Annotated in this window: 17 protein-coding genes; 6 read left to right on the forward strand and 11 right to left on the reverse strand. The window is 64.8% G+C overall.

Going from position 1 to position 20,167, the window contains the following annotated elements:
* Nucleotides 1-66 precede the first annotated feature (66 nt).
* On the forward strand, nucleotides 67-1,596 hold the full coding sequence (locus tag ACSMEV_RS04080; RefSeq protein WP_459207357.1) for a SulP family inorganic anion transporter: 1,530 nt from the start codon (nucleotides 67-69) through the stop codon (nucleotides 1,594-1,596).
* 193 nt (nucleotides 1,597-1,789) lie between these two features.
* Here the strand turns inward: ACSMEV_RS04080 and ACSMEV_RS04085 are convergent, their stop codons facing one another.
* On the reverse strand, nucleotides 1,790-2,431 hold the full coding sequence (locus ACSMEV_RS04085) for a hypothetical protein (RefSeq protein ID WP_459207358.1): 642 nt from the start codon (nucleotides 2,429-2,431) through the stop codon (nucleotides 1,790-1,792).
* 423 nt (nucleotides 2,432-2,854) lie between these two features.
* On the opposite strand from ACSMEV_RS04085, the gene ACSMEV_RS04090 reads away from it, so the two are divergent.
* Together ACSMEV_RS04090 and ACSMEV_RS04095 are read left to right on the forward strand one after the other, a co-directional pair.
* Nucleotides 2,855-3,487, forward strand: coding sequence for an SCO family protein (locus ACSMEV_RS04090; protein WP_459207359.1), 633 nt, complete (start codon nucleotides 2,855-2,857; stop codon nucleotides 3,485-3,487).
* Nucleotides 3,488-3,576: 89 nt separating this feature from the next.
* Entirely contained in the window at nucleotides 3,577-5,757 is a 2,181-nt protein-coding gene (locus ACSMEV_RS04095; protein ID WP_459207360.1) for a M48 family metalloprotease, read from the forward strand.
* Nucleotides 5,758-5,799: 42 nt separating this feature from the next.
* On the opposite strand, the gene ACSMEV_RS04100 is transcribed toward ACSMEV_RS04095, so the two are convergent.
* From ACSMEV_RS04100 to ACSMEV_RS04110, 3 genes are read right to left on the reverse strand one after another with little or no spacing between them, the layout of a single operon-like run.
* The gene (locus tag ACSMEV_RS04100; protein ID WP_459207361.1) at nucleotides 5,800-6,570 is read right to left on the reverse strand and encodes a MetQ/NlpA family ABC transporter substrate-binding protein; all 771 of its coding nucleotides are present in this window, start codon (nucleotides 6,568-6,570) and stop codon (nucleotides 5,800-5,802) included.
* Between the two features lie 58 nt (nucleotides 6,571-6,628).
* Nucleotides 6,629-7,300: a methionine ABC transporter permease gene (locus ACSMEV_RS04105; RefSeq protein WP_313738889.1), complete on the reverse strand. Its 672-nt coding sequence runs from the start codon at nucleotides 7,298-7,300 to the stop codon at nucleotides 6,629-6,631.
* Nucleotides 7,300-8,307: a methionine ABC transporter ATP-binding protein gene (locus ACSMEV_RS04110; protein WP_296267202.1), complete on the reverse strand. Its 1,008-nt coding sequence runs from the start codon at nucleotides 8,305-8,307 to the stop codon at nucleotides 7,300-7,302. Before ACSMEV_RS04110 ends, ACSMEV_RS04105 begins: the two co-directional genes overlap by 1 nt.
* A 223-nt stretch (nucleotides 8,308-8,530) precedes the next feature.
* On the opposite strand from ACSMEV_RS04110, the gene katE reads away from it, so the two are divergent.
* Complete coding sequence (katE, locus tag ACSMEV_RS04115; protein WP_459207362.1) at nucleotides 8,531-10,675, forward strand: catalase HPII; 2,145 nt, start codon at nucleotides 8,531-8,533, stop codon at nucleotides 10,673-10,675.
* A 124-nt stretch (nucleotides 10,676-10,799) separates the two neighbouring features.
* On the opposite strand, the gene ACSMEV_RS04120 is transcribed toward katE, so the two are convergent.
* From ACSMEV_RS04120 to zur, 4 genes are all read right to left on the reverse strand, one after another.
* Entirely contained in the window at nucleotides 10,800-11,507 is a 708-nt protein-coding gene (locus tag ACSMEV_RS04120; RefSeq protein ID WP_459207363.1) for a PA5502 family lipoprotein, read from the reverse strand.
* 129 nt (nucleotides 11,508-11,636) lie between these two features.
* On the reverse strand, nucleotides 11,637-12,419 hold the full coding sequence (znuB, locus tag ACSMEV_RS04125) for a zinc ABC transporter permease subunit ZnuB (RefSeq protein WP_296267208.1): 783 nt from the start codon (nucleotides 12,417-12,419) through the stop codon (nucleotides 11,637-11,639).
* A complete protein-coding gene (znuC, locus tag ACSMEV_RS04130) occupies nucleotides 12,412-13,185 on the reverse strand; it encodes a zinc ABC transporter ATP-binding protein ZnuC (RefSeq protein WP_459207364.1) in 774 nt (257 codons plus the stop codon). Before znuC ends, znuB begins: the two co-directional genes overlap by 8 nt.
* Nucleotides 13,182-13,667, reverse strand: a complete 486-nt coding sequence (gene zur, locus ACSMEV_RS04135) for a zinc uptake transcriptional repressor Zur (protein ID WP_459207365.1) — start codon at nucleotides 13,665-13,667, stop codon at nucleotides 13,182-13,184. Before zur ends, znuC begins: the two co-directional genes overlap by 4 nt.
* A 65-nt stretch (nucleotides 13,668-13,732) precedes the next feature.
* Here zur and ACSMEV_RS04140 point away from each other — a divergent pair, with 65 nt between their 5' ends.
* Nucleotides 13,733-14,671, forward strand: coding sequence for a zinc ABC transporter substrate-binding protein (locus ACSMEV_RS04140; RefSeq protein ID WP_459207366.1), 939 nt, complete (start codon nucleotides 13,733-13,735; stop codon nucleotides 14,669-14,671).
* A gap of 44 nt (nucleotides 14,672-14,715) precedes the next feature.
* On the opposite strand, the gene ACSMEV_RS04145 is transcribed toward ACSMEV_RS04140, so the two are convergent.
* Both ACSMEV_RS04145 and ACSMEV_RS04150 read right to left on the reverse strand, forming a co-directional pair.
* Nucleotides 14,716-15,666 (reverse strand): homoserine kinase, encoded by a 951-nt coding sequence (locus ACSMEV_RS04145; protein ID WP_459207367.1) that lies wholly within the window; start codon nucleotides 15,664-15,666, stop codon nucleotides 14,716-14,718.
* Between the two features lie 68 nt (nucleotides 15,667-15,734).
* Nucleotides 15,735-16,022, reverse strand: a complete 288-nt coding sequence (locus ACSMEV_RS04150; RefSeq protein ID WP_413045602.1) for a DUF2782 domain-containing protein — start codon at nucleotides 16,020-16,022, stop codon at nucleotides 15,735-15,737.
* A gap of 75 nt (nucleotides 16,023-16,097) precedes the next feature.
* Here ACSMEV_RS04150 and polA point away from each other — a divergent pair, with 75 nt between their 5' ends.
* Nucleotides 16,098-18,863 (forward strand): DNA polymerase I, encoded by a 2,766-nt coding sequence (gene polA, locus ACSMEV_RS04155; protein ID WP_459207368.1) that lies wholly within the window; start codon nucleotides 16,098-16,100, stop codon nucleotides 18,861-18,863.
* Between the two features lie 298 nt (nucleotides 18,864-19,161).
* Here polA and yihA read toward each other — a convergent pair whose 3' ends face one another.
* On the reverse strand, nucleotides 19,162-19,794 hold the full coding sequence (yihA, locus tag ACSMEV_RS04160) for a ribosome biogenesis GTP-binding protein YihA/YsxC (protein WP_313738880.1): 633 nt from the start codon (nucleotides 19,792-19,794) through the stop codon (nucleotides 19,162-19,164).
* Nucleotides 19,795-20,167 lie beyond the last annotated feature (373 nt).

A 20,167-nucleotide genomic window follows, 5' to 3' on the forward strand; every position in this document is an offset into this window, starting at 1 on the left:
GTTCGGGAACCTTGTGTGCGACTGGCCAGTGGAATGGCCGGGAAATTGAGAAAGGAAAGGAGCGTCATGGTGAACGTCACACAGATCAAAGCGGCCCTGCCGCGCGAGTTACTGGCTTCGGTCGTGGTCTTTCTGGTGGCCCTGCCCCTGTGCATGGGCATCGCCATCGCCTCGGGCATGCCGCCGGCCAAGGGCCTGATCACCGGTATCATCGGCGGCCTCGTGGTGGGCTTCATCGCCGGCTCGCCGCTGCAGGTCAGCGGCCCGGCGGCGGGCCTGGCGGTGCTTGTGTTCGAGCTGGTGCGCGAACACGGCATGGCCATGCTCGGGCCGATCCTGTTGCTGGCCGGCGTGCTGCAACTGCTGGCCGGGCGCTTGCGCCTGGGCTGCTGGTTCCGGGTCACGGCGCCGGCAGTGGTGTACGGCATGCTCGCCGGTATCGGCGTGCTGATCGTGCTGTCCCAGGTGCACGTGATGTTCGACGCCTCCCCACAGCCTTCGGGCATGGCGAACCTCGTGGGCTTCCCCGCCACGGTGATGGCGGCGCTGCCGCTGGAAAGCCCGGACGCTGGCTGGCAGGCCGGTTTCTTGGGCCTGGGCACCATTGCCCTGATGTGGGGGTGGGAGCGCTGGCGGCCGCAGCGCCTGCGTTTCGTGCCGGGTGCCCTGCTCGGCGTGGCGGCGATGACCGGTCTGAGCCTGTGGCTGGCCCTGCCCGTCAACCGGGTGGTGGTACCGGCCGACCTGTCGGAAGCGATCGACTGGCTGCGCTTCGACGACCTGCTCAAGCTCGCCGACCCTTCCCTGCTGATCGCCGCCTTCGCCCTGGCCTTCATCGCCAGCGCCGAAACCCTGCTGTCCGCCGCTGCGGTGGACCGCATGCACAGCGGCCAGCGCTCGGACTTCGACCGCGAACTGTCGGCCCAGGGTGTCGGCAACATGCTCTGCGGTGTGCTCGGTGCGTTGCCGATGACCGGCGTCATCGTGCGCAGCTCGGCCAACGTCCAGGCCGGCGCGCAGACGCGGGCTTCGGCGATTCTGCACGGCGTCTGGCTGCTGGCCTTCGTCGTGGCGCTGAGCAGCGTGCTGCAGCAGATTCCCGTCGCCAGCCTGGCCGGGGTGCTGGTGTACACCGGCGTCAAACTGGTGGACTTCAAGGCCTTGCGCAACCTGGGCCAGTACGGCCGCATGCCGATGCTGACCTACGGCGTGACCGCCTTGGCGATCATCTTCACCGACCTCTTGACCGGCGTGTTGCTGGGCTTCGCCATGACGCTGCTGACCTTGGCGCTGAAAGCGGCGCGCCTGAAGATCAACCTGGTCGAACTGGACCGGCCCGGGCATATGGAACTGCGTCTGACCGGCGCTGCGACTTTCCTCAAGGTGCCGGCGTTGACCCAAGTGCTGGAGACCGTGCCGGCCGGCACCACACTGCACGTGCCGCTGGGCAATGTCAGCTACATCGACCATGCCTGCCTGGAGTTGCTGGAGGATTGGGCACGCAGCAACCAGGCCCACGGCTCGCACTTGTGGATCGAGCAACGGCGCTTGAAGCGGCGCATCGAAGGGCAGATGCGCAGTTCTGCAGGGGCCTGATCGGCGTCGGTGGGGGCGCCGAAGAAGAAGGAACTGGTGCCAGCCGATCGAGCATGGGTAGGCACGACCGCTATGGTGCGCTTACCGCCCTGATCGATCGGCGACGGAGGGCTGGGCCGGCAGGCTGCATGCCAGGTGTCTGCCACTTAGGTGCAGCCTACGGACCGTTTCGCCGCTGGTCGACAATCGCATTTCAGGCCGACGGGTCCAGCGCTACGCCCCACTGGCGCGACAGGCACGGCCAGCGCTTCCAGGCCGCGCCGGTTTCCGGGCTGCACAAGGTATCGCGGTACTGCTCGACCGATTCCACCGCGAAGCTTTCTTCATCGAGCAACCGCTCGACCGAATGGTGTACCACCTCGTCGAGCTGGTTGGCGAAGGTCTCGCCGATCAGCTGGTGGGCGATCAGGTTCGCGACCGTGGTATCCAGTGGAATCAGCGGCTGGCTGAAGTGGCGGATGTACAGGTCGTTGACCTCCTCCACCAGTCGATGCGCCAAGTAGGCCTCGTCCAGCAGGCATTCCAGGCCGACCTGGCCCTCGACTTCGCTCGGCGGTAGCAGGAAATACGCCTCGGCGATCTTCAGTACCGGTTTGATCTGGGCCTCGATACCTGCTTCGCGCGACACCGCGTGCGCAGCCTCGAGCAATTCAGGAACCTGCTCGATGTAAGCGCCGACGAAGCGCGCCAAAGTACCGCGCGGGTCTTGTTCGGGCAGTTGGATGAGCGGGTGCAGGTGGGGCAGTTGCTGTTCCAGGCGTTGCTCGAGCTGGCCGGTCTGGCGCTCGTGTCGATGGGCTTGGGTGATCTGCTCGCGTAAAGCGGCAATGTTCATGACAACTCCAGGGTAGGGCAGGACATACGGAAGCCACTAAGGTAGCTCGGTATACCAAAGGCTTAAGACCGATTAGTCATAATGCTTCGCACCATTTAGGTGCTGGGATATATAGCCTTACCCTTTTAAAGCTGAAACCCAGTAAATACGCGGCCTGCAAGCGATCTTCGAACCCTGAGAACTATTCTTGCTCACGCGATTGGATGGATTTGTTCACAAAATGTACACCGCTTTGAAACTCTTCTCGTGCCGATGAGCCGCCGCCCCTTTGCTACGAGCAGGTAGGTCATAGGGCCGGTTTGTGTGTACGACTCCCTCTTTCGGCGATATTTTCGGCAGCCGTTTCTGCGTACTTCTACCTGGCCCGCCGTGCCCAGCTCAGGTACCGTGTCGCGCGTCTCCCACTTCCGGTAAGCCCTTGCCATGAGCCGAACCCAGAAAACCGTCGTCGTCCTCGTCGCCCTGGCGCTGCTGATCGCCGGCCTGATCGTCAATCAGGCGCTCAACGGCAAGGCCCGCTTCAATCCTGACGCCCTCATCGATGCAGGCATCATCCTGCTGCCGCAAAGCCGCGCGCTACCTGAGGTCGGCATGACCGATCAAAACGGCCAGCCGGTCAGCCTCGGCCAGCTCAAGGGCAAGTGGTCGTTGGTGTTCTTCGGCTACACCTATTGCCCGGACATCTGCCCAACCACCCTGGCGCAGCTGCGCGAGGTGAAGCGGCAACTGCCCGAGCAGGCGCTGGAGCGCCTGCAAGTGGTGCTGGTGAGCGTCGATCCCGAGCGCGACACCGCTACCCAGCTCAAGCAATACCTGGCCTATTTCGACAAGAGCTTCATCGGCCTGCGCGGGTCGATTGGCGATACCCAGACGCTGGCCAATGCCCTGAGCATCCCTTTCATACCTGCTGACACGCGTAAGCCGGGCTATACCGTTGACCATAGCGGCAACCTGGCGCTGGTCGGGCCGGATGGGCGGCAGCGGGGTTTCGTGCGGGCGCCGTTCAGCACTCAAAAACTGGTCGAGCGCTTGCCTGAATTGGTCAAGCACGACTGAACATCACCACCTGCCTGGGCAGGCGGTTCTTTTCCAAAGCAAGGAGCAAAGCATGGCATGGCGATCGGTAAAGGGCGGAGGCTATGGCCATGACGCGTGACCAACGAATTCTGGGCGGGCGACTGGTGCTGCTGCCCTTACTGTTGTTCCTGATGGCCCTATGGCAAGGCCATCGCGCCGACACCTCGCGCACCGAGAGCCTGGAGCTGCAAAGCGAGCTGCAAGGCTTCGTCCTCAACATGCAGCAGTTGCAGGCCGAGGGTTCGCGCCAGCGCATCGACATCGGCGGCCAAGCGCATTCCCCGGCGCTGGCCGAGGCGTTGGCCCAACGCAAGCTGCACCAGGTCGACCGCGAGGTCACCATCGCGCGCATCGGCGGTTGGCTACCGGGCGTCTCGCAAGGCTTTGCGGGCCTGTTGCTGCTGCTCGGCGCGGCGTCGCTGCTGGCGTTGCACTGGGCGGGCAAGGCCGCGCTGCACTCCAGGGATCGCCTGGTCAGCCTGTTCTACGTGGGCCGGCAGGTCCTGCCGACGGTGCTGCTGGCCTTAATGCTGCTGCTGACCGTCACGGTCGTGCTGGAAATCGCCTATGAAGCGTTGTGGCTGTTCACGCTCGAGCAGAGCTCGTCGGGGGTGATGAAGCTGCAAATGCTGGTGGGCATCGTCATGATCGCCATGCTCTGGCCGCTGTACCGTCTGCCGCGCCAGCTCAAGGCCATGAGCCAGGTGTTCGACAGCGAGCCGCACGCGATTTTCGGTACGTCCCTGACCGAGGCCCAGGCTCCGGCCCTGTGGGCACGGGTACGCGGGTTGGCGACGCGTCTCGATGCGCTGTTGCCCGACCACATCGTGGTGGGCTACCTCGATGGCTTCTACGTGACTTCCAGCGACGTCGAGCTGAGCCCAAGCGCGCAGCGCCTTCAAGGCCGCACCCTGTATGTGCCGCTGCCCTTGTTGGCGCTGCTCGACGCCCGCGAAACCGATGCGGTGATCGGCCATGAGCTGGCGCACTTCTCGGGCCAGGACACCGACTACAGCATCCGCTTCATGCCCATCTACGACGGTGCCTGGCGTAGCGTGGGGGTATTGGGCGAGCGGATGGAAGGCGGCTTCCTGCAAGGTTTGCTGACCATGCCGGCATACGGCCTAGCGGTGCACTTCATGCAGTGCTTCGACCGGGCCGTCAGCCATTGGAGCCGCAACCGCGAACTGTTGGCCGATGCCACTGCGGCGCGCCTGGAGGGCGCCCAGGCCGTGGTCGATTCGCTGGTGCGCACCACCGCCCTGGGCTCGGTGGTGGAGGCTTGCCTGGACGACTGGTGCCAACAGCCCGAAGCCTGGCCCGAAGACGTGCTCCAGGCCCTGTTGCAGCGTTTGGCCATGCAGCCGCCGCGCTTGCCCGAGGGCGAGCTGGACACCCAGTTGCCCCACCCCAGCGACACGCATCCGCCGACCATCCAGCGCATCCAGGCGCTGGGCCTGGGGCTGGACGCGGTATACGCCGGCAACGGTCTGCGCCTGGTGATGCCGCAGGCGGCTCTGGCCACCCTCGAACAGGCGCTGCCCGGCGCGCCGATACTAGCGCGGCAATTGAGCATCGAGCTGGGCGAGCGCCTGGTGCAGAACCGCACCGAGCTGCGCCAGAACCTGCAAGCGCGCGTCGAGGCAGTGCAGACCCGTTGCGTATTGCACGAAGGCGCGCAGGTGCGTGGGCGGGTAGTCATGGCGTTCAGCCTGGCGTTCGCTATCGGCGGCCTGGCCGTGGCGCTATGGCCCCACGCGCCTACCGCCAAACCCGCGCTGTTGACCTTCTTCCATATCCTGGGCGGGACGTTGTTCGTGCTGGGCGTGCTGTTCGCCGCGATGGGCTGGCGTCTGGTGCGCCGCGCGCGTACGCCTGCGCTGATCTTCGATGCGCACACCGTACGCTTCGCCAATGCCCCGGAACCGTTGCCGCTGCATTTGATCGACGGTTTCCGCCTACTGGTCGGCAGCGGTGTCGGCGTGCAATTCAAGCTGGATGACGAGGCGCCGCTGCCGCTGTTCCGCAAGCCCCGCTTCTTCGAACCCGACGCCAAGTTCAAGCCCAAGACGCGCCTGATCACCGTGTTGCTGGCGGGCTGGCGCGCGGACGGCAAGGCGCTCAAGCCCCAGGAACTGGCAGAGCTGGTAGGCAAATACGTGGAAGGTGGGCATGCGCATCAGGCGTTGAACGCGCTGGACCAGCCGGCGCCTGTGGCGGCCAGCGCGCCGGCCGACGCCGAGCGCTGAGAGGAACTGCTCACGCGGGCGCGTGAGCAGTGCGACCGAGCTTCAGAACGCTGGAATCACCGCGCCCTTGTACTTCTCGCTGATGAATTGCTTCACTTCGGGCGAGTGCAGGGCCTCGGCCAGCTTCTGCATGTCGGCCGAATCCTTGTTGTCCGGACGCGCGACCAGGATGTTCACGTAGGGCGAATCCTTGCCTTCGATGGCCAGGGCGTCCTTCTCGGGATCGAGCTTGGCTTCCAGGGCATAGTTGGTGTTGATCAGCGCCAAGTCGACCTGGGTCAGCACACGCGGAATGGTGGCCGCTTCCAGTTCGCGGAATTTCAGGTTCTTGTCGTTGCCGGTGATGTCCTTGACCGTGGACAGGATGTTGCCGTTGTCCTTGAGGGTGATCACCCCGGCCTTGGCCAGCAGCAGCAAGGCGCGGCCGCCGTTGGTGGCGTCGTTGGGGATCACCACGGTGGCGCCGGTGGGCAGCTCGTCGAGCTTTTTCAGCTTGTCCGAGTACGCGCCCAGAGGCTCCAGGTGCACGCCGGTGACGCTGACCAAGTCCGTGCCGCGGGCCTTGTTGAACTCATCCAGATACGGCTGGTGTTGGAAGAAGTTGGCGTCCAGGCGTTTCTCGGCCACTTGCACGTTAGGCTGGATGTAGTCGGTGAACTCCTTGACCTTGAGCTCCACGCCCTGCTTTTCCAGCAGCGGTTTCACCACATTGAGGATCTCGGCGTGCGGCACCGGGCTGGCGGCGACGGTCAGGGTATCGGCCTGGGCCGAGAACGCCGCGACGGCGGCGGCCAGAGCAAGCAGTTTCTTCATCAATCACTCCTCATGGGGGCCAGGGCGGCCGACGCGCGGTCGGCCGATCCGAATCCGCTTATTTGCGGGAAAAATGCACGACCAAGCGGTCGCCGACGCTTTGCAGCACTTGCACCAGCAACAGCAGCAGCACCACGGTCACGACCATGACGTCGGTCTGGAAGCGTTGATAGCCGAAGCGGATGGCCAGATCGCCCAGCCCGCCCGCACCGACCACGCCAGCCATCGCGGTATAGGACACCAGCGTGATGGCGGTGACGGTGATGGCGGCAAAAATACCTGGGCGGGCCTCGGGCAGCAGCGCGTTGGTGATGATCTGCCGGGTGGTGGCGCCCATCGACTGCGTGGCCTCGATGATGCCGCGGTCCACTTCGCGCAGCGCGGTTTCCACCAGGCGGGCGAAGAACGGCGTGGCGCCGACCACCAGCGGGGGAATGGCCCCAGCTACGCCGAGCGATGTGCCGGTGATCAGCACGGTGATCGGAATCATCACGATCAGCAGGATGATGAACGGCAGCGAGCGCAGCACGTTGACCACCAGCGACAGCAGCGCATACACGCCTTTCTGCTCGAACATCTGCCGCGGCCCGCAGAGGAACAGCAGCACGCCCAGCGGCAGGCCGAGCAGCACGGTGAACAGCAACGAGCCGAACAGCATGATCAGGGTGTCGCCCGTGGCGAGCCAGATCTCGCTCCAATCGACGTTGGCGAAGAAATTCACGGCGTCCATCAACGCAATACCTCCATATGGACATCGGCGGCGGCGAAGCGGGCGAACGCGGCGTCCATGTCGCCGCCGGTCACGGCCAGGGTCAGTTGCCCATAGGGCACGTCTTTGATGCGGTCGATGCGTCCGGCCAGGATGCTGTAGTCGACCCCGGTCTCGCGGGCCACGGTGCCCAGCAGCGGCGCGTAGGTGGCCTCGCCCTGGAAGGTCAGGCGCAGGATGCGCCCCGGCACGTGGGCGAAGTCGTCGCGCTGTTCGTGCTCGTCGACCTGCTCGTCTTCCTGCACGAAACGCTTGGTGGTGGGATGCTGCGGGTGCAGGAACACGTCGGCGACGCTGCCTTGCTCGACGATCTGCCCGGCGTCCATCACCGCCACGCGGTCACAGACCCGGCGGATCACGTCCATTTCATGGGTGATCAGCACGATGGTCAGCTTCAGTTCGCGGTTGATCTCGGCCAGCAGCTGCAGCACCGAAGCGGTGGTCTGCGGGTCGAGGGCGCTGGTGGCCTCGTCGCACAGCAGGATCTTGGGGTTGGTGGACAACGCACGGGCGATGCCCACCCGCTGCTTTTGCCCGCCCGACAGCTGTGCCGGGTATTTTTTGGCGTGCTCGGACAGGCCGACGCGTGCCAGCAGCTCGGTGACCCGCTGGTCGATGGCGCTACGCGACAGTTCGCCGCCCAGGATCAACGGCAGCGCGACGTTGTCGGCCACGGTCTTGGAGGCCAGCAGGTTGAAGTGCTGGAAGATCATGCCGACCTGCTGGCGGAAGCGGCGCAGGCCGTTGGCGTTGAGGGCGGTGACGTCTTCGCCGTCGACCACGATGGTGCCGCCGCTGGGGTTCTCCAGGCGGTTGATCAGGCGCAGCAAGGTACTTTTGCCGGCGCCGGAATGGCCGATCAGACCGAATACCTGGCCGTTTTCGATGCGCAGGTCGGTGGGATGGAGGGCGGGGATGTCCCTACCGGCGACGCGGTAGGTCTTGTGCACATGTTGGAACTCGATCACGTAGCGAACCTTGTGGGGCGCAGGGAAGGGTTGTCCGGCGGTGAGCCGAAACCGCACATTTTAGCCTTTTCCGGGTGGCGTTCTTAGCATTTATTTCACCGATCCCCTGACCAATCGTCATATTGCGACCCTTGGTAAATCCGATGGAACGTCGACGGAACCTCCCCAGTCACTAGCTGAACGAGCCCGAATGGGCAGCCTGTAACGATGAGGAGCACCCGAGATGCCGACCAACAAGACGCCGGATTCCAAACACAGTGAGGTTGCCGGGGTCGACACGCCCGACAAGGCCAATACCAACGCCAAGCTGCAAAGCCTGGGCGATGTGCGCAGCGATGCGACCGGCCAGGCCCTGCGCACCAACCAAGGCGTAAAGATCTCCGATAACCAGAACACTCTGAAAGCGGGTGCGCGCGGGCCTTCGCTGCTCGAAGACTTCATCATGCGCGAGAAGATCACCCACTTCGACCATGAGCGTATCCCGGAGCGTATCGTCCACGCCCGTGGTACCGGTGCGCATGGCTACTTCGAAAGCTATGGCGACCATAGCGCGTTGTCCAAAGCCGGCTTCCTGAGCGAGAAAGGCAAGATCACCCCAGTGTTCACGCGTTTCTCCACCGTGCAGGGCCCGCGTGGCTCGGGCGACACCGTGCGCGACGTGCGCGGCTTCGCCGTGAAGTTCTACACCGACGAAGGCAACTTCGACCTGGTGGGCAACAACATGCCGGTGTTCTTCATCCAGGACGCGATCAAGTTTCCGGACTTCGTACATGCCGTGAAGCCCGAGCCGCACAACGAGATGCCTACCGGCGGCTCGGCGCACGACACCTTCTGGGACTTCGTCTCTCTGGTGCCAGAGTCGGCGCACATGGTGGTCTGGGCGATGTCCGACCGCGCCATTCCACGCAGCCTGCGCATGATGGAAGGCTTCGGCGTGCACACCTTCCGTCTGATCAACACCGAGGGCAAGGCGAGCTTCGTCAAATTCCACTGGAAGCCGAATAACGGCGTGAACTCCGTACTGTGGGACGAGGCGCAGAAGCTGGCCGGTAAAGACACCGACTACCACCGCCGCGACCTGCGCGAAGCCATCGAAACCGGCGACTACCCCGAGTGGGAACTGGGCGTGCAGATCGTGGCAGAAGAAGACGAGCACAAGTTCGACTTCGACCTGCTCGACCCGACCAAGATCATTCCGGAAGAACTGGTACCGGTCACTCCTCTGGGCAAGATGGTCCTCAACCGCAACCCGGACAACTTCTTCGCCGAAGTCGAGCAGATCGCCTTCTGCCCAGGCCACATCGTGCCGGGCATCGACTTCACCAACGACCCGCTGTTGCAAGGCCGTCTGTTCTCCTACACCGATACCCAACTGAGCCGTCTGGGTGGGCCGAACTTCCACGAGATCCCGATCAACCGCCCGGTCGCGCCGAACCACAACAACCAGCGCGATGCGATCCATCGCCATACCATCCACAAGGGCCAGGCCTCGTACGAGCCGAACTCCATCGACAGCGGCTGGCCGAAGGAAACCCCGGCCGCTCCGAAAGACGGCGGCTTCGAGACGTATTACGAGCGCGTCGACGCGCACAAGGTGCGTGAGCGCAGCGACTCGTTCTCCGACCACTTCTCGCAGGCGCGCCTGTTCTACAAGAGCATGAGCAAGAACGAGCAGCAGCACATCATCAAGGCTTACAGCTTCGAGCTGGGCAAGGTGGAGCGCGAGTACATCCGCGTACGCCAGGTCAACGAGATTCTGGCCAACATCGACCTGGAACTGGCGGCGGCCGTAGCAGCCAACCTGGGCCTGCCGGCGCCGAAGAAAGGCACTGTCGAGGTCAAGGAGTCGAGCACCAAGACCTCGCCAGCCCTGAGCCAGATGAACCTGCCCGGCACGGTCGGCATCAAGGGCCGCAAGATCGCTCTGCTGGTGGCCGATGGCGTCGATGGCGCCAGCGTCGACCGCCTGACCAAGGCGTTCGAAGCACAAAGCGCCCGCGTACTGTTGCTCGGCCCATCCAGCGCCCCGGTGAAAACCGCCGATGGTCAGGAGCTGAAAGTCGACGCGTCGATGGAAGGCATGCCTTCGGTGATGATCGACGGCCTGTGGGTGCCGGCTGGCAAGGCGGCCCTGGAAGCACTGGGCAAGAGCGGCCTGGCCAAGCACTACCTGCTCGAGGCGTACAAGCACCTCAAGCCGATGGGCCTGGCTACCGAAGGCAAAGCCTTGCTGACTACCTTGGGCCTGGCCGAGGACAAAGGCCTGCTGCTGGGCGATGACAAACAGGCTGTGGACAGCTTCGTGGCCGTGCTCAAAGAGCACCGCGTGTGGGACCGCGAGGATGCCGCCGAAGCGATTCCTGCCTGATGCGGAGTGCAGCGGTTCTGGCGTAGGCCAGGGCCGCAGAGGGTCAGGGATGGCCTGATAGGCATTAAAAAAAAGGGGCAAACCGGTTACTCGGTTTGCCCCTTTTTTCGTATCCGGCCCGGCTTCAGGGCTGCGGCGTGATCAGCACGGCCCGAGCCGACAGCGTGCGCTGGATTTCATGGCGCTGCTTGAGGACGAAGTCGGCATCGAGGCTGTGCACACGCTTGGCGAGCAGCGTTTTCAACCAGGGCGCGTCCTGGCTGCGTGGCACCTGGAACACCACCTGGCAGTCGTAATTGACCACGTCGGCGGCGATGTCGTCGAGCTGGCGGCGCATCGCTTCGATGTCAGTGGTGTGCAGGGCGACCACCGTGCTCGGCGCGGTGGGGTCGATGACCCGTGCCTTGGGCTTGGCTTCGGCGGCCTGCAGCGCGGCCTCGGCCTTGGCCAGTTCGACCTTGCGCGCCTGTGCGACCGAGTCGCCACCGACCACGGCAGGCGCCTGCGGCATCAACGCGCGGGCACGGGCCAGGGCGGTGGCAGCGGCATTCACGTCGCCCTTCTGCAACACGATCTGGCTGCGCTGCAGGTAGGCCTCGGCCAGTTGCCGCTGGAATGGCTCGACACGGGCGTCGTCCGGCGTCTTGGCCTGCAAGGCATTGAGCTGGTCTTCGGCCGTGGCCAGTTCGTGGCTGGCGATGGTCTGCTGCAACTGTGCCCAGGCGTCGGGTTGGGCCGCCACGCTCGGCGGCTCGGCCGGCTGACTGGAACAGGCACCGAGCGTCAGCGAAAAGACGGCAAGGAGTAGGTAACGGGTAGCGAACGGCTTCATTCCTGCGACTCTCTGATTGCGCAAAAAAGCGAGCAAGTCTACACCCAGGTGCGCACGCTCGAAAACAGCTCTTACAGACCCTTTACCCAGGCAAAGGTTGCAGGGTGCGCCGGTGCACACCCTGGCACCTCAACGTTTCGGCAGGGCCAGGCTCAGCAAGAATAGCACCGCCGCACAGACCACGATGGACGGTCCGGCCGGGGTGTCCTTGAACCATGACATCGCCAGGCCTGCGCAGACTGCGACGATCCCCAACAGGCTCGCGCCGACCGCCATCTGCTCGGGCGAGCGCGCGTGGCGTTGCGCGGCCGCAGCGGGAATGATCAGCAGCGAGGTGATCAGCAGCACGCCAACGATCTTCATCGCCACGGCAATGACCACGGCGATCAGTAGCATCAGTGCCAGACGCAAGCCGGCCACGGGCAGGCCTTCCACGGTGGCCAGCTCTTCGTGCACGGTCACCGCCAGCAGCGGACGCCAGAGCACGGCGAGCAGCACCAGCACCAGCACGCTGCCCCCGACGATCCAGGCCAGGTCCGTAGGGCTGATTGCCAGCAGGTCGCCGAACAGATAACCCATGAGGTCGATGCGCACGTCGTGCATGAAGCTCAGCACCACCAGGCCCAGCGACAGCGTACTCGGCGCCAGGATGCCCAGCAGCGTGTCGGAGGCCAAAGGCTGGCGCTGTTGCAGGGTCACCAGCAGGATCGCCAGCAGCAGGCAGCCCACGGTGACGGCCAGGGTGGGGCTCACGTCCAGGGCGAAGCCCAATGCCACCCCGAGCAGCGCGGCGTGCGACAAGGTGTCGCCGAAATAGGCCATGCGCCGCCATACCACGAACGAACCCAGGGGGCCGGCCACCAGCGCCAGCGAAAGACCTGCGAGCAGGGCGTAGAGAAGAAAATCAGCCATGCTTGCAGTGCGCTCCGTGGACGTGAGGGGCTGGGGTGACGACCGCGCCGTGCAGGTCGTGGCTGTGGTCGTGGTGGTGGTGGTAGACGGCAAGGTTCGACGCGGTCTGGCCGAACAGCTCGACGAAGGCCGGGTCGCCGCTGACCTGCTCCGGGTGGCCCGAGCAGCAGACGTGGCGGTTCAGGCACACCACCTGGTCGGTGGCGCTCATCACCAGATGCAGATCGTGGGACACCATCAACACGCCGCAGCCGTAACGGTCGCGCAGACGGGTGATCAGGCGGTACAGCTCGGACTGGCCGACCACGTCGACCCCTTGCACGGGCTCGTCGAGCACCAGCAACTGTGGCTTGCGCAGCAAGGCACGGGCCAGCAGCACACGTTGCATTTCACCGCCGGACACGGTCTGGATCGGGCTGTCGATCACGTGTTCGGCGCCCACTTCCTGCAACGCCGACAAGGCAGTCGCGCGGTCCACGCCCGGCACCAGGCGCAGGAAGCGCAGCACCGACAGCGGCAGGGTCGGGTCCACCTGGATCTTTTGCGGCATGTAGCCGATGCGCAGGCGCGGCTGGCGCCACACCGTGCCGCGGTGCGGTTTGAGCAGGCCGAGCACGGCGCGCACCAGGGTGGTCTTGCCGGCGCCGTTGGGGCCGATCAGGGTGACGATCTGCCCCGGTGCGACCGTCAGGTCGATCTGCTCGAGCACGGTTTCGCCGGCAAAGCTCACGCCCACCTGTTGCAGCCGGATCAGCGCCTCGCTCATGCCGCGCTCCGGCAGTTGCCGCACAGCCCGACCACCTCGACGGTCTGGTGTTCCACGCTGAAGCCGACCTCGGCCGCGCTGGCCAGGATCGCTTCGCTGATGCTCGCCTGCTCTAGCTCCAACGCGACGTGGCAGCCCTTGCAGATGAGGAACTGGCCTTGGTGCGCATGTTCGGGGTGAGTGCAGCCGATGAAGGCGTTGAGCGAGGCGATGCGGTGCACCAGGCCGTTTTCCAGGAGGAAATCTAGGGCGCGGTACACGGTGGGCGGCGCGGCGCGGCGGCCGTCTTGCTCGCTCAGCACGGCGAGGATGTCGTAGGCGCCAAGGGGCTTGTGGCTCTGCCAGACCAGCTCCAGCACGCGCCGGCGCAACGCGGTCAGGCGCAGGCCTTGACGGGCGCACAGGTCGTCGGCTTCGGTCAGCGCACTGTGCACGCAGCGGGAGTGGTCATGGGGACGATGGGCCAGCGGGGTCATGGACATGGGCAGCGACGGTTCTGGAGAGAGACGTTATTATGTTACCTCTTATGCACAGTCGAGTATTCACCATGGCCCGATTCCTGGCTTTTTTTGTCGCTTTCATTACTTTCACGGCCCACGCCGACGTGCGTGTGCTGACCAGCATCAAGCCGTTGCAGCAAATCGCCGCGGCGGTCCAGGATGGCGTTGGCAGCCCCGACGTGCTGCTGCCGCCCGGCGCTTCGCCGCACCATTACGCCCTGCGCCCTTCCGACGTGCGAAAAGTCGCCAGTGCGGACCTGCTGTACTGGATCGGCCCGGACATGGAAAACTTCCTGCCGCGGGTCATCGGCTCGCGCGACAAGCCGACCGTGGCGGTGATGACGCTCAAGGGCATGCACCTGCGCCATTTCGGCGAGGACAGCCAGGGTCATGCCGACCATGAAGACCACGGTGCCCATACAGCCGCCGACAACACCGACGAGCACGACCACGACCACCGTCCCGGCAGCGTGGATGCGCACCTGTGGCTCTCGACCGCTAACGCCCGCGTGATCGCGGCCAAGATGGCCAGCGACTTGTCTCGGGCGGACCCGGCCAACGTCGCGCGCTACCGGGCCAACGAGAAAGCCTTCCTCGAGCGTCTCGACGCGTTGGACGGGCGGATCAAGGCCCGAGTGGCAGGTGTGGCCGACAAGCCGTACTTCGTCTTCCACGAAGCCTTCGATTATTTCGAAGCGGCCTACGGCCTCAAGCACACGGGTGTGTTCAGCATCGCCTCGGAAGTGCAGCCCGGTGCCCAGCACGTCGCGGCCATGCGCGAGCGCCTGCAGGCGGTGGGCAAGACGTGCGTGTTCAGCGAGCCGCCGATCCGCCCGCGCCTGGCCGAAACCCTGACCGCCGGTCTGCCGGTGCGCCTGGCCGAGCTGGATGCGCTGGGCGGTACCGATCCGGTCGACGCCCGCGGTTACGAGCGCCTGCTGGAAAAACTCGGCACCGACCTGGCCGGTTGCCTCGAGCAGTTGTAAGCCTGAGCCATGAGAAAAGGTCGGGCGCCTCAGGCGCCCGGACCTTACAAGGCGAAGGGCAGTGTCAGCGTCACCTGCTGGCGCTGTGCCAGACGTACTTCGAACTCGCGGGGATCGTGGATCATCACGTCCCGCCCGGCGAACGACTTGGCGGCGATCAGCCGCGACAGCCAGAAACGCACGCAGGCCACGCGCAGCATCACCGGCCACAGCTCGGCTTCGCCCGCGGTGAAGGGCCGCAGCGCCGCGTAGGCGCCAAGCAGCGCTTGGGCGCGGGGCAGGTCGAGGGCGCCGGCGGCAGTGCTGCACCAGTCGTTCAGGGCGATCGCGATGTCATATAGCATCGGCCCGGAGCAGGCGTTGTAGAAGTCGATCACCCCGGTCAGGTGGGTGCCTTCGAACATGACGTTGTCGCGGAACAGGTCGGCGTGCAGGTTGGCCTTCGGCAAGGCCATGATCGACGCCTGGTGCGTGCCGATCTCTAGCAAGGCTGCTTCCAGCAATGGCCGTTGATCGGCGTCCAGCTCGGCGGCGAGCTCGGCGCCCGAAGCCAGCATCCACTCCAGACCGCGGTCGGTGCGCCGCTCGATGGGACGCTCGCGGGTGGCCAGGTGGATGTGCGCCAACAACTCGCCGACCTGGGCGCAATGCTGGTTGTTCGGCGTCTGGATATGCTTGCCCGACAGCCGCGGCTGCAACAGCGCCGGCTTGCCGCACAGTTCGCGCAGGGCCGTACCGTTACAGTCGCGCAGGGCGTAGGGTACGGGCGTGTCGGCGTCGTGCAGCACGTCGAGCAACTCGATGAAGAACGGCATGTCCTCGCTCGGACCGCGCTCGATCAGCGTCAGCACGAACTCACCCTGTTCGAGGCTGACGAAGAAGTTGCTGTTCTCGGTCCCAGCGGCGATGCCTTGGAAGTCCAGCAGACGGCCCAGTTGATACGGTGCTAGAAAGGTTTCCAGCTCGGGCCGGGTGACGGGGGTGAAGACTGACATGATGAACGTTTGCCCATGCGGGCACTGCCGTTGGGCAGTGCCGGTTGATGTGAACGGTGCGCGTCAGCTTACCACTCGAAGATTTTCCACGACGGAATCAGCATGTCGGGCTGGTCGGACCGGATGAAGTTGCCGTCCGAGCCATCTGCGCGCACCAGGAAATAGGGTTTGCCGTGTTTTGGCGTGACTTTGATCGCATACAGGAAACCGTTCTGTCGGTATTCCTGGATGGTGCGGTCGCCTTCCGTGCGAATGGTCACTTCGGGATCGGCCGAAGGGGCGTCGTCCGCCGCCAGGGTGACGACAGGCATGGTTGCCAACAGGCCGAGCAGTAACAGGCGATTGAATGTCCGCATGATAACCTTGTCCCTTTATCGTCAATGATCCTGGCTATTCTAGCGCCGGACCCGCCGAAAAGGTTGATTGCCCTCATGAGCCTAGCGCCCCTCGTCCTGGTGGACGGTTCCTCCTACCTGTACCGCGCGTTCCATGCGCTGCCGCCACTGACCACTTCCAAGGGCATGCCCACAGGTGCGGTGAAGGGCGTGCTGAACATGCTCAAGAGCCTGCGCCGGCAGTACCCCGACAGCCTGTTCGCCGTGGTCTTCGACGCCAAGGGCGGCACCTTCCGCGACGCCTTGTTCGCCGAGTACAAAGCCAACCGCCCGAAAATGCCCGACGACCTGCGCGTACAAGTCGAGCCGCTGCACGCCAGCGTGCGCGCCATGGGCTACCCGTTGCTATGCATCGAAGGCGTGGAGGCCGACGACGTCATCGGCACCCTGGCGCGCAGCAGCGCGGCGCAGGACCGCCCGGTGATCATCTCCACTGGCGACAAGGACATGGCGCAACTGGTCGACGGCCACATCACCCTGGTCAACACCATGACCGGCAGTGTGCTGGACGTCGCCGGCGTGCATGAGAAGTTCGGTGTGGGCCCCGAGCACATCATCGACTTCCTGGCGCTGATGGGCGACAAGGTCGACAACATCCCAGGCGTGCCCGGTGTGGGCGAGAAGACCGCCGTGGGCCTGTTGACCGGCATCGGCGGCGGCCTGAGCGAGGTCTACGCCAACCTCGACAAGGTCGCCGGGCTGTCGATCCGCGGCGCCAAGACCCTGGCCGGCAAGCTCGAAGAGCACCGCGACGCGGCGTTCATGTCCTATGAGCTGGCCACGATCAAGGTCGACGTGCCGCTGGACATCGAAGTCGAAGCGCTGGTGTGCGCCGAGCCCGACCACGAAAGCCTGATCGCGCTGTACACCGAAATGGAGTTCAAGAGCTGGATCGCCGACCTGCAGCGCGACGCGGCCCGGGCCGGTGCAGCGGTGGCGCCGGCCAAGGCGCCGGTGGAGAAGGTCGAGGCCACGTACGAAGTCATCCTCGACCAGGCGCGTTTCGAGCACTGGCTGGAACGCTTGAACAAGGCCGCGCTGTTCGCCTTCGACACCGAGACCACCAGCCTCGACGCGCAACAGGCGCAACTGGTGGGCCTGTCGTTCGCCATCGAACCGTACGAAGCGATCTACATCCCGCTGATGCACGATTATGAAGGCGCACCCGCCCAGCTCGACCGCGACACCGTATTGCTGGCGCTCAAGCCGCTGCTGGAAAACCCGGCCAAGGGCAAGGTGGGGCAGAACGCCAAGTATGACATCAACATCCTGGCCAACTGCGCCATCGGCGGCGACCCGGACAACGGCATCGAGGTGCGTGGGGTGGCCTACGACACCCTGCTCGAATCCTACGTGTACAACTCCACCGCCACCCGCCACGACATGGACAGCCTGGCCCAGCGCTACCTGGAACACACCACCATCACCTTCGAAGACATCGCCGGCCGCGGCGCGAAGAAACTCACCTTCAACCAGATTCCCCTGGAGAAGGCCGGCCCCTACGCGGCCGAAGACGCCGACATCACCCTGCGTCTGCACCACGCCCTGCAAGCCCTGCTGGCGCAGACCCCCAGCGTGCAGCCAGTGCTGATGGACATCGAAATGCCCCTGGTGCCGGTGCTGGCCAAGATCGAACGCCAGGGCGCGCTGATCGACGCCGACCTGCTGCGGATCCAGAGCGGCGAGCTGGGCGCCAAGATGGCCGAGCTGGAAAAGCGCGCCTTCGAGTTGGCCGGTGAGGAATTCAACCTTGGCTCGCCCAAGCAGCTGGGCATGATCCTGTACGACAAGCTGGGCATGCCGGTGCTGAATAAGACCTCCAAGGGCCAGGCCTCCACCGCCGAAGCGGTCCTGGCCGAACTGGCCGAAATGCAGTACCCGCTGCCCGAAGTGCTGATGCAGTACCGCACCATGAGCAAGCTCAAGAGCACCTACACCGACAAGCTGCCCGAGCAGATCAACCCGCGCACCGGGCGTATCCACACCTCCTACCAACAGGCGGTGGCGGCGACCGGGCGCTTGTCGTCCAGCGATCCGAACCTGCAGAACATCCCCATCCGCACCGCCGAAGGCCGGCGCATCCGCCAGGCCTTCGTCGCCCGGCCCGGCTACACGCTGCTGGCCGCAGACTATTCGCAGATCGAGCTGCGCATCATGGCCCACCTGGCCAAGGACGAAGGCCTGCTGCACGCCTTCCGCAACGACCTGGACGTGCACCGTGCGACCGCCGCCGAAGTGTTCGGCGTGGAGCTGGAGGCGGTCAGCAACGATCAGCGGCGTAGCGCCAAGGCGATCAACTTCGGTTTGATCTACGGCATGAGCGCCTTTGGCCTGGCGCGGCAGATCGGCGTCGACCGCAAGCAGTCGCAGGATTACATCGACCGCTACTTCGCCCGCTACCCCGGCGTCTTGGCCTACATGGAGCGCACCCGCACCCAGGCCGCCGAGCAGGGCTTCGTGGAAACCCTGTTCGGTCGCCGCCTGTACCTGCCCGACATCAACGCGAAGAATCCGGCGCTGCGCCGTGGCGCCGAGCGCACCGCGATCAACGCGCCGATGCAGGGCACGGCCGCCGACATCATCAAGCGGGCGATGGTCACGGTCGATGCCTGGCTGACCGAGAGCCGGCTGGACGCGCGGGTGATCCTGCAGGTGCACGACGAACTGGTGCTGGAGGTGCGCGAAGACCTGGTCGACGAAGTGTCCGAGCAGATCCGCCTGCACATGAGCGGCGCCGCGCAGCTGGATGTGCCATTGCTGGTCGAAGTGGGCGTGGGCGCGAACTGGGACGAGGCGCATTGACAGGCATGGGCCTGCGTTTCGCGGGCCTGTTTCTCACGCGGGGGTATGGAACATGGGAAATTGTTCGAACGGTCGAGGAACTAAATCGGTGAAACGCGACTCAGACGTACTGAATGGCTGAGCAAGCCGTTCGATGCTCCTATGTTGTGTTAAGTGTTGGCAGATATCCGGACCCCGCCCTAGCGGTCCGGGCTTGGACCCCGAACTTCCCCCTCCCCCTATGAAGTCCGGGGTTTTTTTTGCCTGCGATTCGGCGTTCGGGGCACGCCGGGCGCCCTGGCGGCGCCCGATTGCGGCCTTATTCGGCGACCTTGTCTTCCAGCTCCATCCAACCGGCCAGCACGCCGTATGCTTCTTCCAGACCCTGGCGCTTGGGTGCCGAGAACAACTGGATGGTGACGCCCTCGCCCCAGCCCTTGCGGATTTCCGATTGGACCTTGAGCAAGGTGTTCTTCGCCGCGCCGAAGGTAAGCTTGTCGGCCTTGGTCAGCAGGATGTGCATGGGCATGCCGCTGGCACGCGACCAGTCGAGCATCATCTTGTCGAAGTCGGTCATGGGGTGGCGCACGTCCATCATCAGGATCACGCCGCGCAGGCACTCGCGCCCGCCCAGGTAGGCTTCGAGGTGGCGCTGCCAGTGCTGCTTGAGCGGAATCGGCACCTTGGCGTAGCCATAACCGGGCAGGTCGACCAGGCGGCGTTCGTCGTCCAGGGCGAAGAAGTTCAGCAACTGGGTGCGGCCCGGGGTTTTCGAGGTGCGCGCCAGGCTGGCGTGGGTCAGGGTGTTGAGGGCGCTGGACTTGCCGGCGTTGGAGCGGCCGGCGAAGGCCACTTCGTAACCCTGGTCGGTCGGGCACTGGTCGACCTTGGCGGCGCTCAAGGCGAAGGTGGCTTTCTGGCACAGGCCGAGGATGGGGTTCTTGACTTGCATGGGATATCCGATGTGGGTGTTGCCGGGCCAGGCGTTGCGGCCCCTGCGGCAAGCGGTGTCGTTTCCGTTTGGCGGGCGGAAGTATATAATGCCCCAGTTTTTGTGTGCGCATTATCCCAGCGTAGGGTCTGTACGAAAAGTCTTGAGACGCTGGCCAGGCAAGGCGAAAACAGACGAAAAAGCGGAGCGTACTGTAGTACGTGAGCATTTTGAGTCTGTTTTCAACGCAGCATGGCCGAGTATCAAGGCTTTTCGTACAGAGCCTGGGGTGATGCGCAGGGGGCGCCGAACAATAGCTAGCGCGTCAGAACGCAGCCGGTCCCCAATCCTGAAGGTCATCGCACACGATGAAATGGCGACGGGTCACCCGTCC

It is taken from the genome of Pseudomonas sp. MLB6B, assembly GCF_054508135.1.

Coding starts and splice junctions, on each gene's coding strand:
- ACSMEV_RS04080 (WP_459207357.1), top strand. CDS start 67: ATGGTGAACGTCACACAGATCAAAGCGGCCCTGCCGCGCGAGTTACTG.
- ACSMEV_RS04085 (WP_459207358.1), bottom strand. CDS start 2,431: ATGAACATTGCCGCTTTACGCGAGCAGATCACCCAAGCCCATCGACAC.
- ACSMEV_RS04090 (WP_459207359.1), top strand. CDS start 2,855: ATGAGCCGAACCCAGAAAACCGTCGTCGTCCTCGTCGCCCTGGCGCTG.
- ACSMEV_RS04095 (WP_459207360.1), top strand. CDS start 3,577: ATGACGCGTGACCAACGAATTCTGGGCGGGCGACTGGTGCTGCTGCCC.
- ACSMEV_RS04100 (WP_459207361.1), bottom strand. CDS start 6,570: ATGAAGAAACTGCTTGCTCTGGCCGCCGCCGTCGCGGCGTTCTCGGCC.
- ACSMEV_RS04105 (WP_313738889.1), bottom strand. CDS start 7,300: ATGGACGCCGTGAATTTCTTCGCCAACGTCGATTGGAGCGAGATCTGG.
- katE (WP_459207362.1), top strand. CDS start 8,531: ATGCCGACCAACAAGACGCCGGATTCCAAACACAGTGAGGTTGCCGGG.
- ACSMEV_RS04120 (WP_459207363.1), bottom strand. CDS start 11,507: ATGAAGCCGTTCGCTACCCGTTACCTACTCCTTGCCGTCTTTTCGCTG.
- znuB (WP_296267208.1), bottom strand. CDS start 12,419: ATGGCTGATTTTCTTCTCTACGCCCTGCTCGCAGGTCTTTCGCTGGCG.
- znuC (WP_459207364.1), bottom strand. CDS start 13,185: ATGAGCGAGGCGCTGATCCGGCTGCAACAGGTGGGCGTGAGCTTTGCC.
- zur (WP_459207365.1), bottom strand. CDS start 13,667: ATGTCCATGACCCCGCTGGCCCATCGTCCCCATGACCACTCCCGCTGC.
- ACSMEV_RS04140 (WP_459207366.1), top strand. CDS start 13,733: ATGGCCCGATTCCTGGCTTTTTTTGTCGCTTTCATTACTTTCACGGCC.
- ACSMEV_RS04145 (WP_459207367.1), bottom strand. CDS start 15,666: ATGTCAGTCTTCACCCCCGTCACCCGGCCCGAGCTGGAAACCTTTCTA.
- ACSMEV_RS04150 (WP_413045602.1), bottom strand. CDS start 16,022: ATGCGGACATTCAATCGCCTGTTACTGCTCGGCCTGTTGGCAACCATG.
- polA (WP_459207368.1), top strand. CDS start 16,098: ATGAGCCTAGCGCCCCTCGTCCTGGTGGACGGTTCCTCCTACCTGTAC.
- yihA (WP_313738880.1), bottom strand. CDS start 19,794: ATGCAAGTCAAGAACCCCATCCTCGGCCTGTGCCAGAAAGCCACCTTC.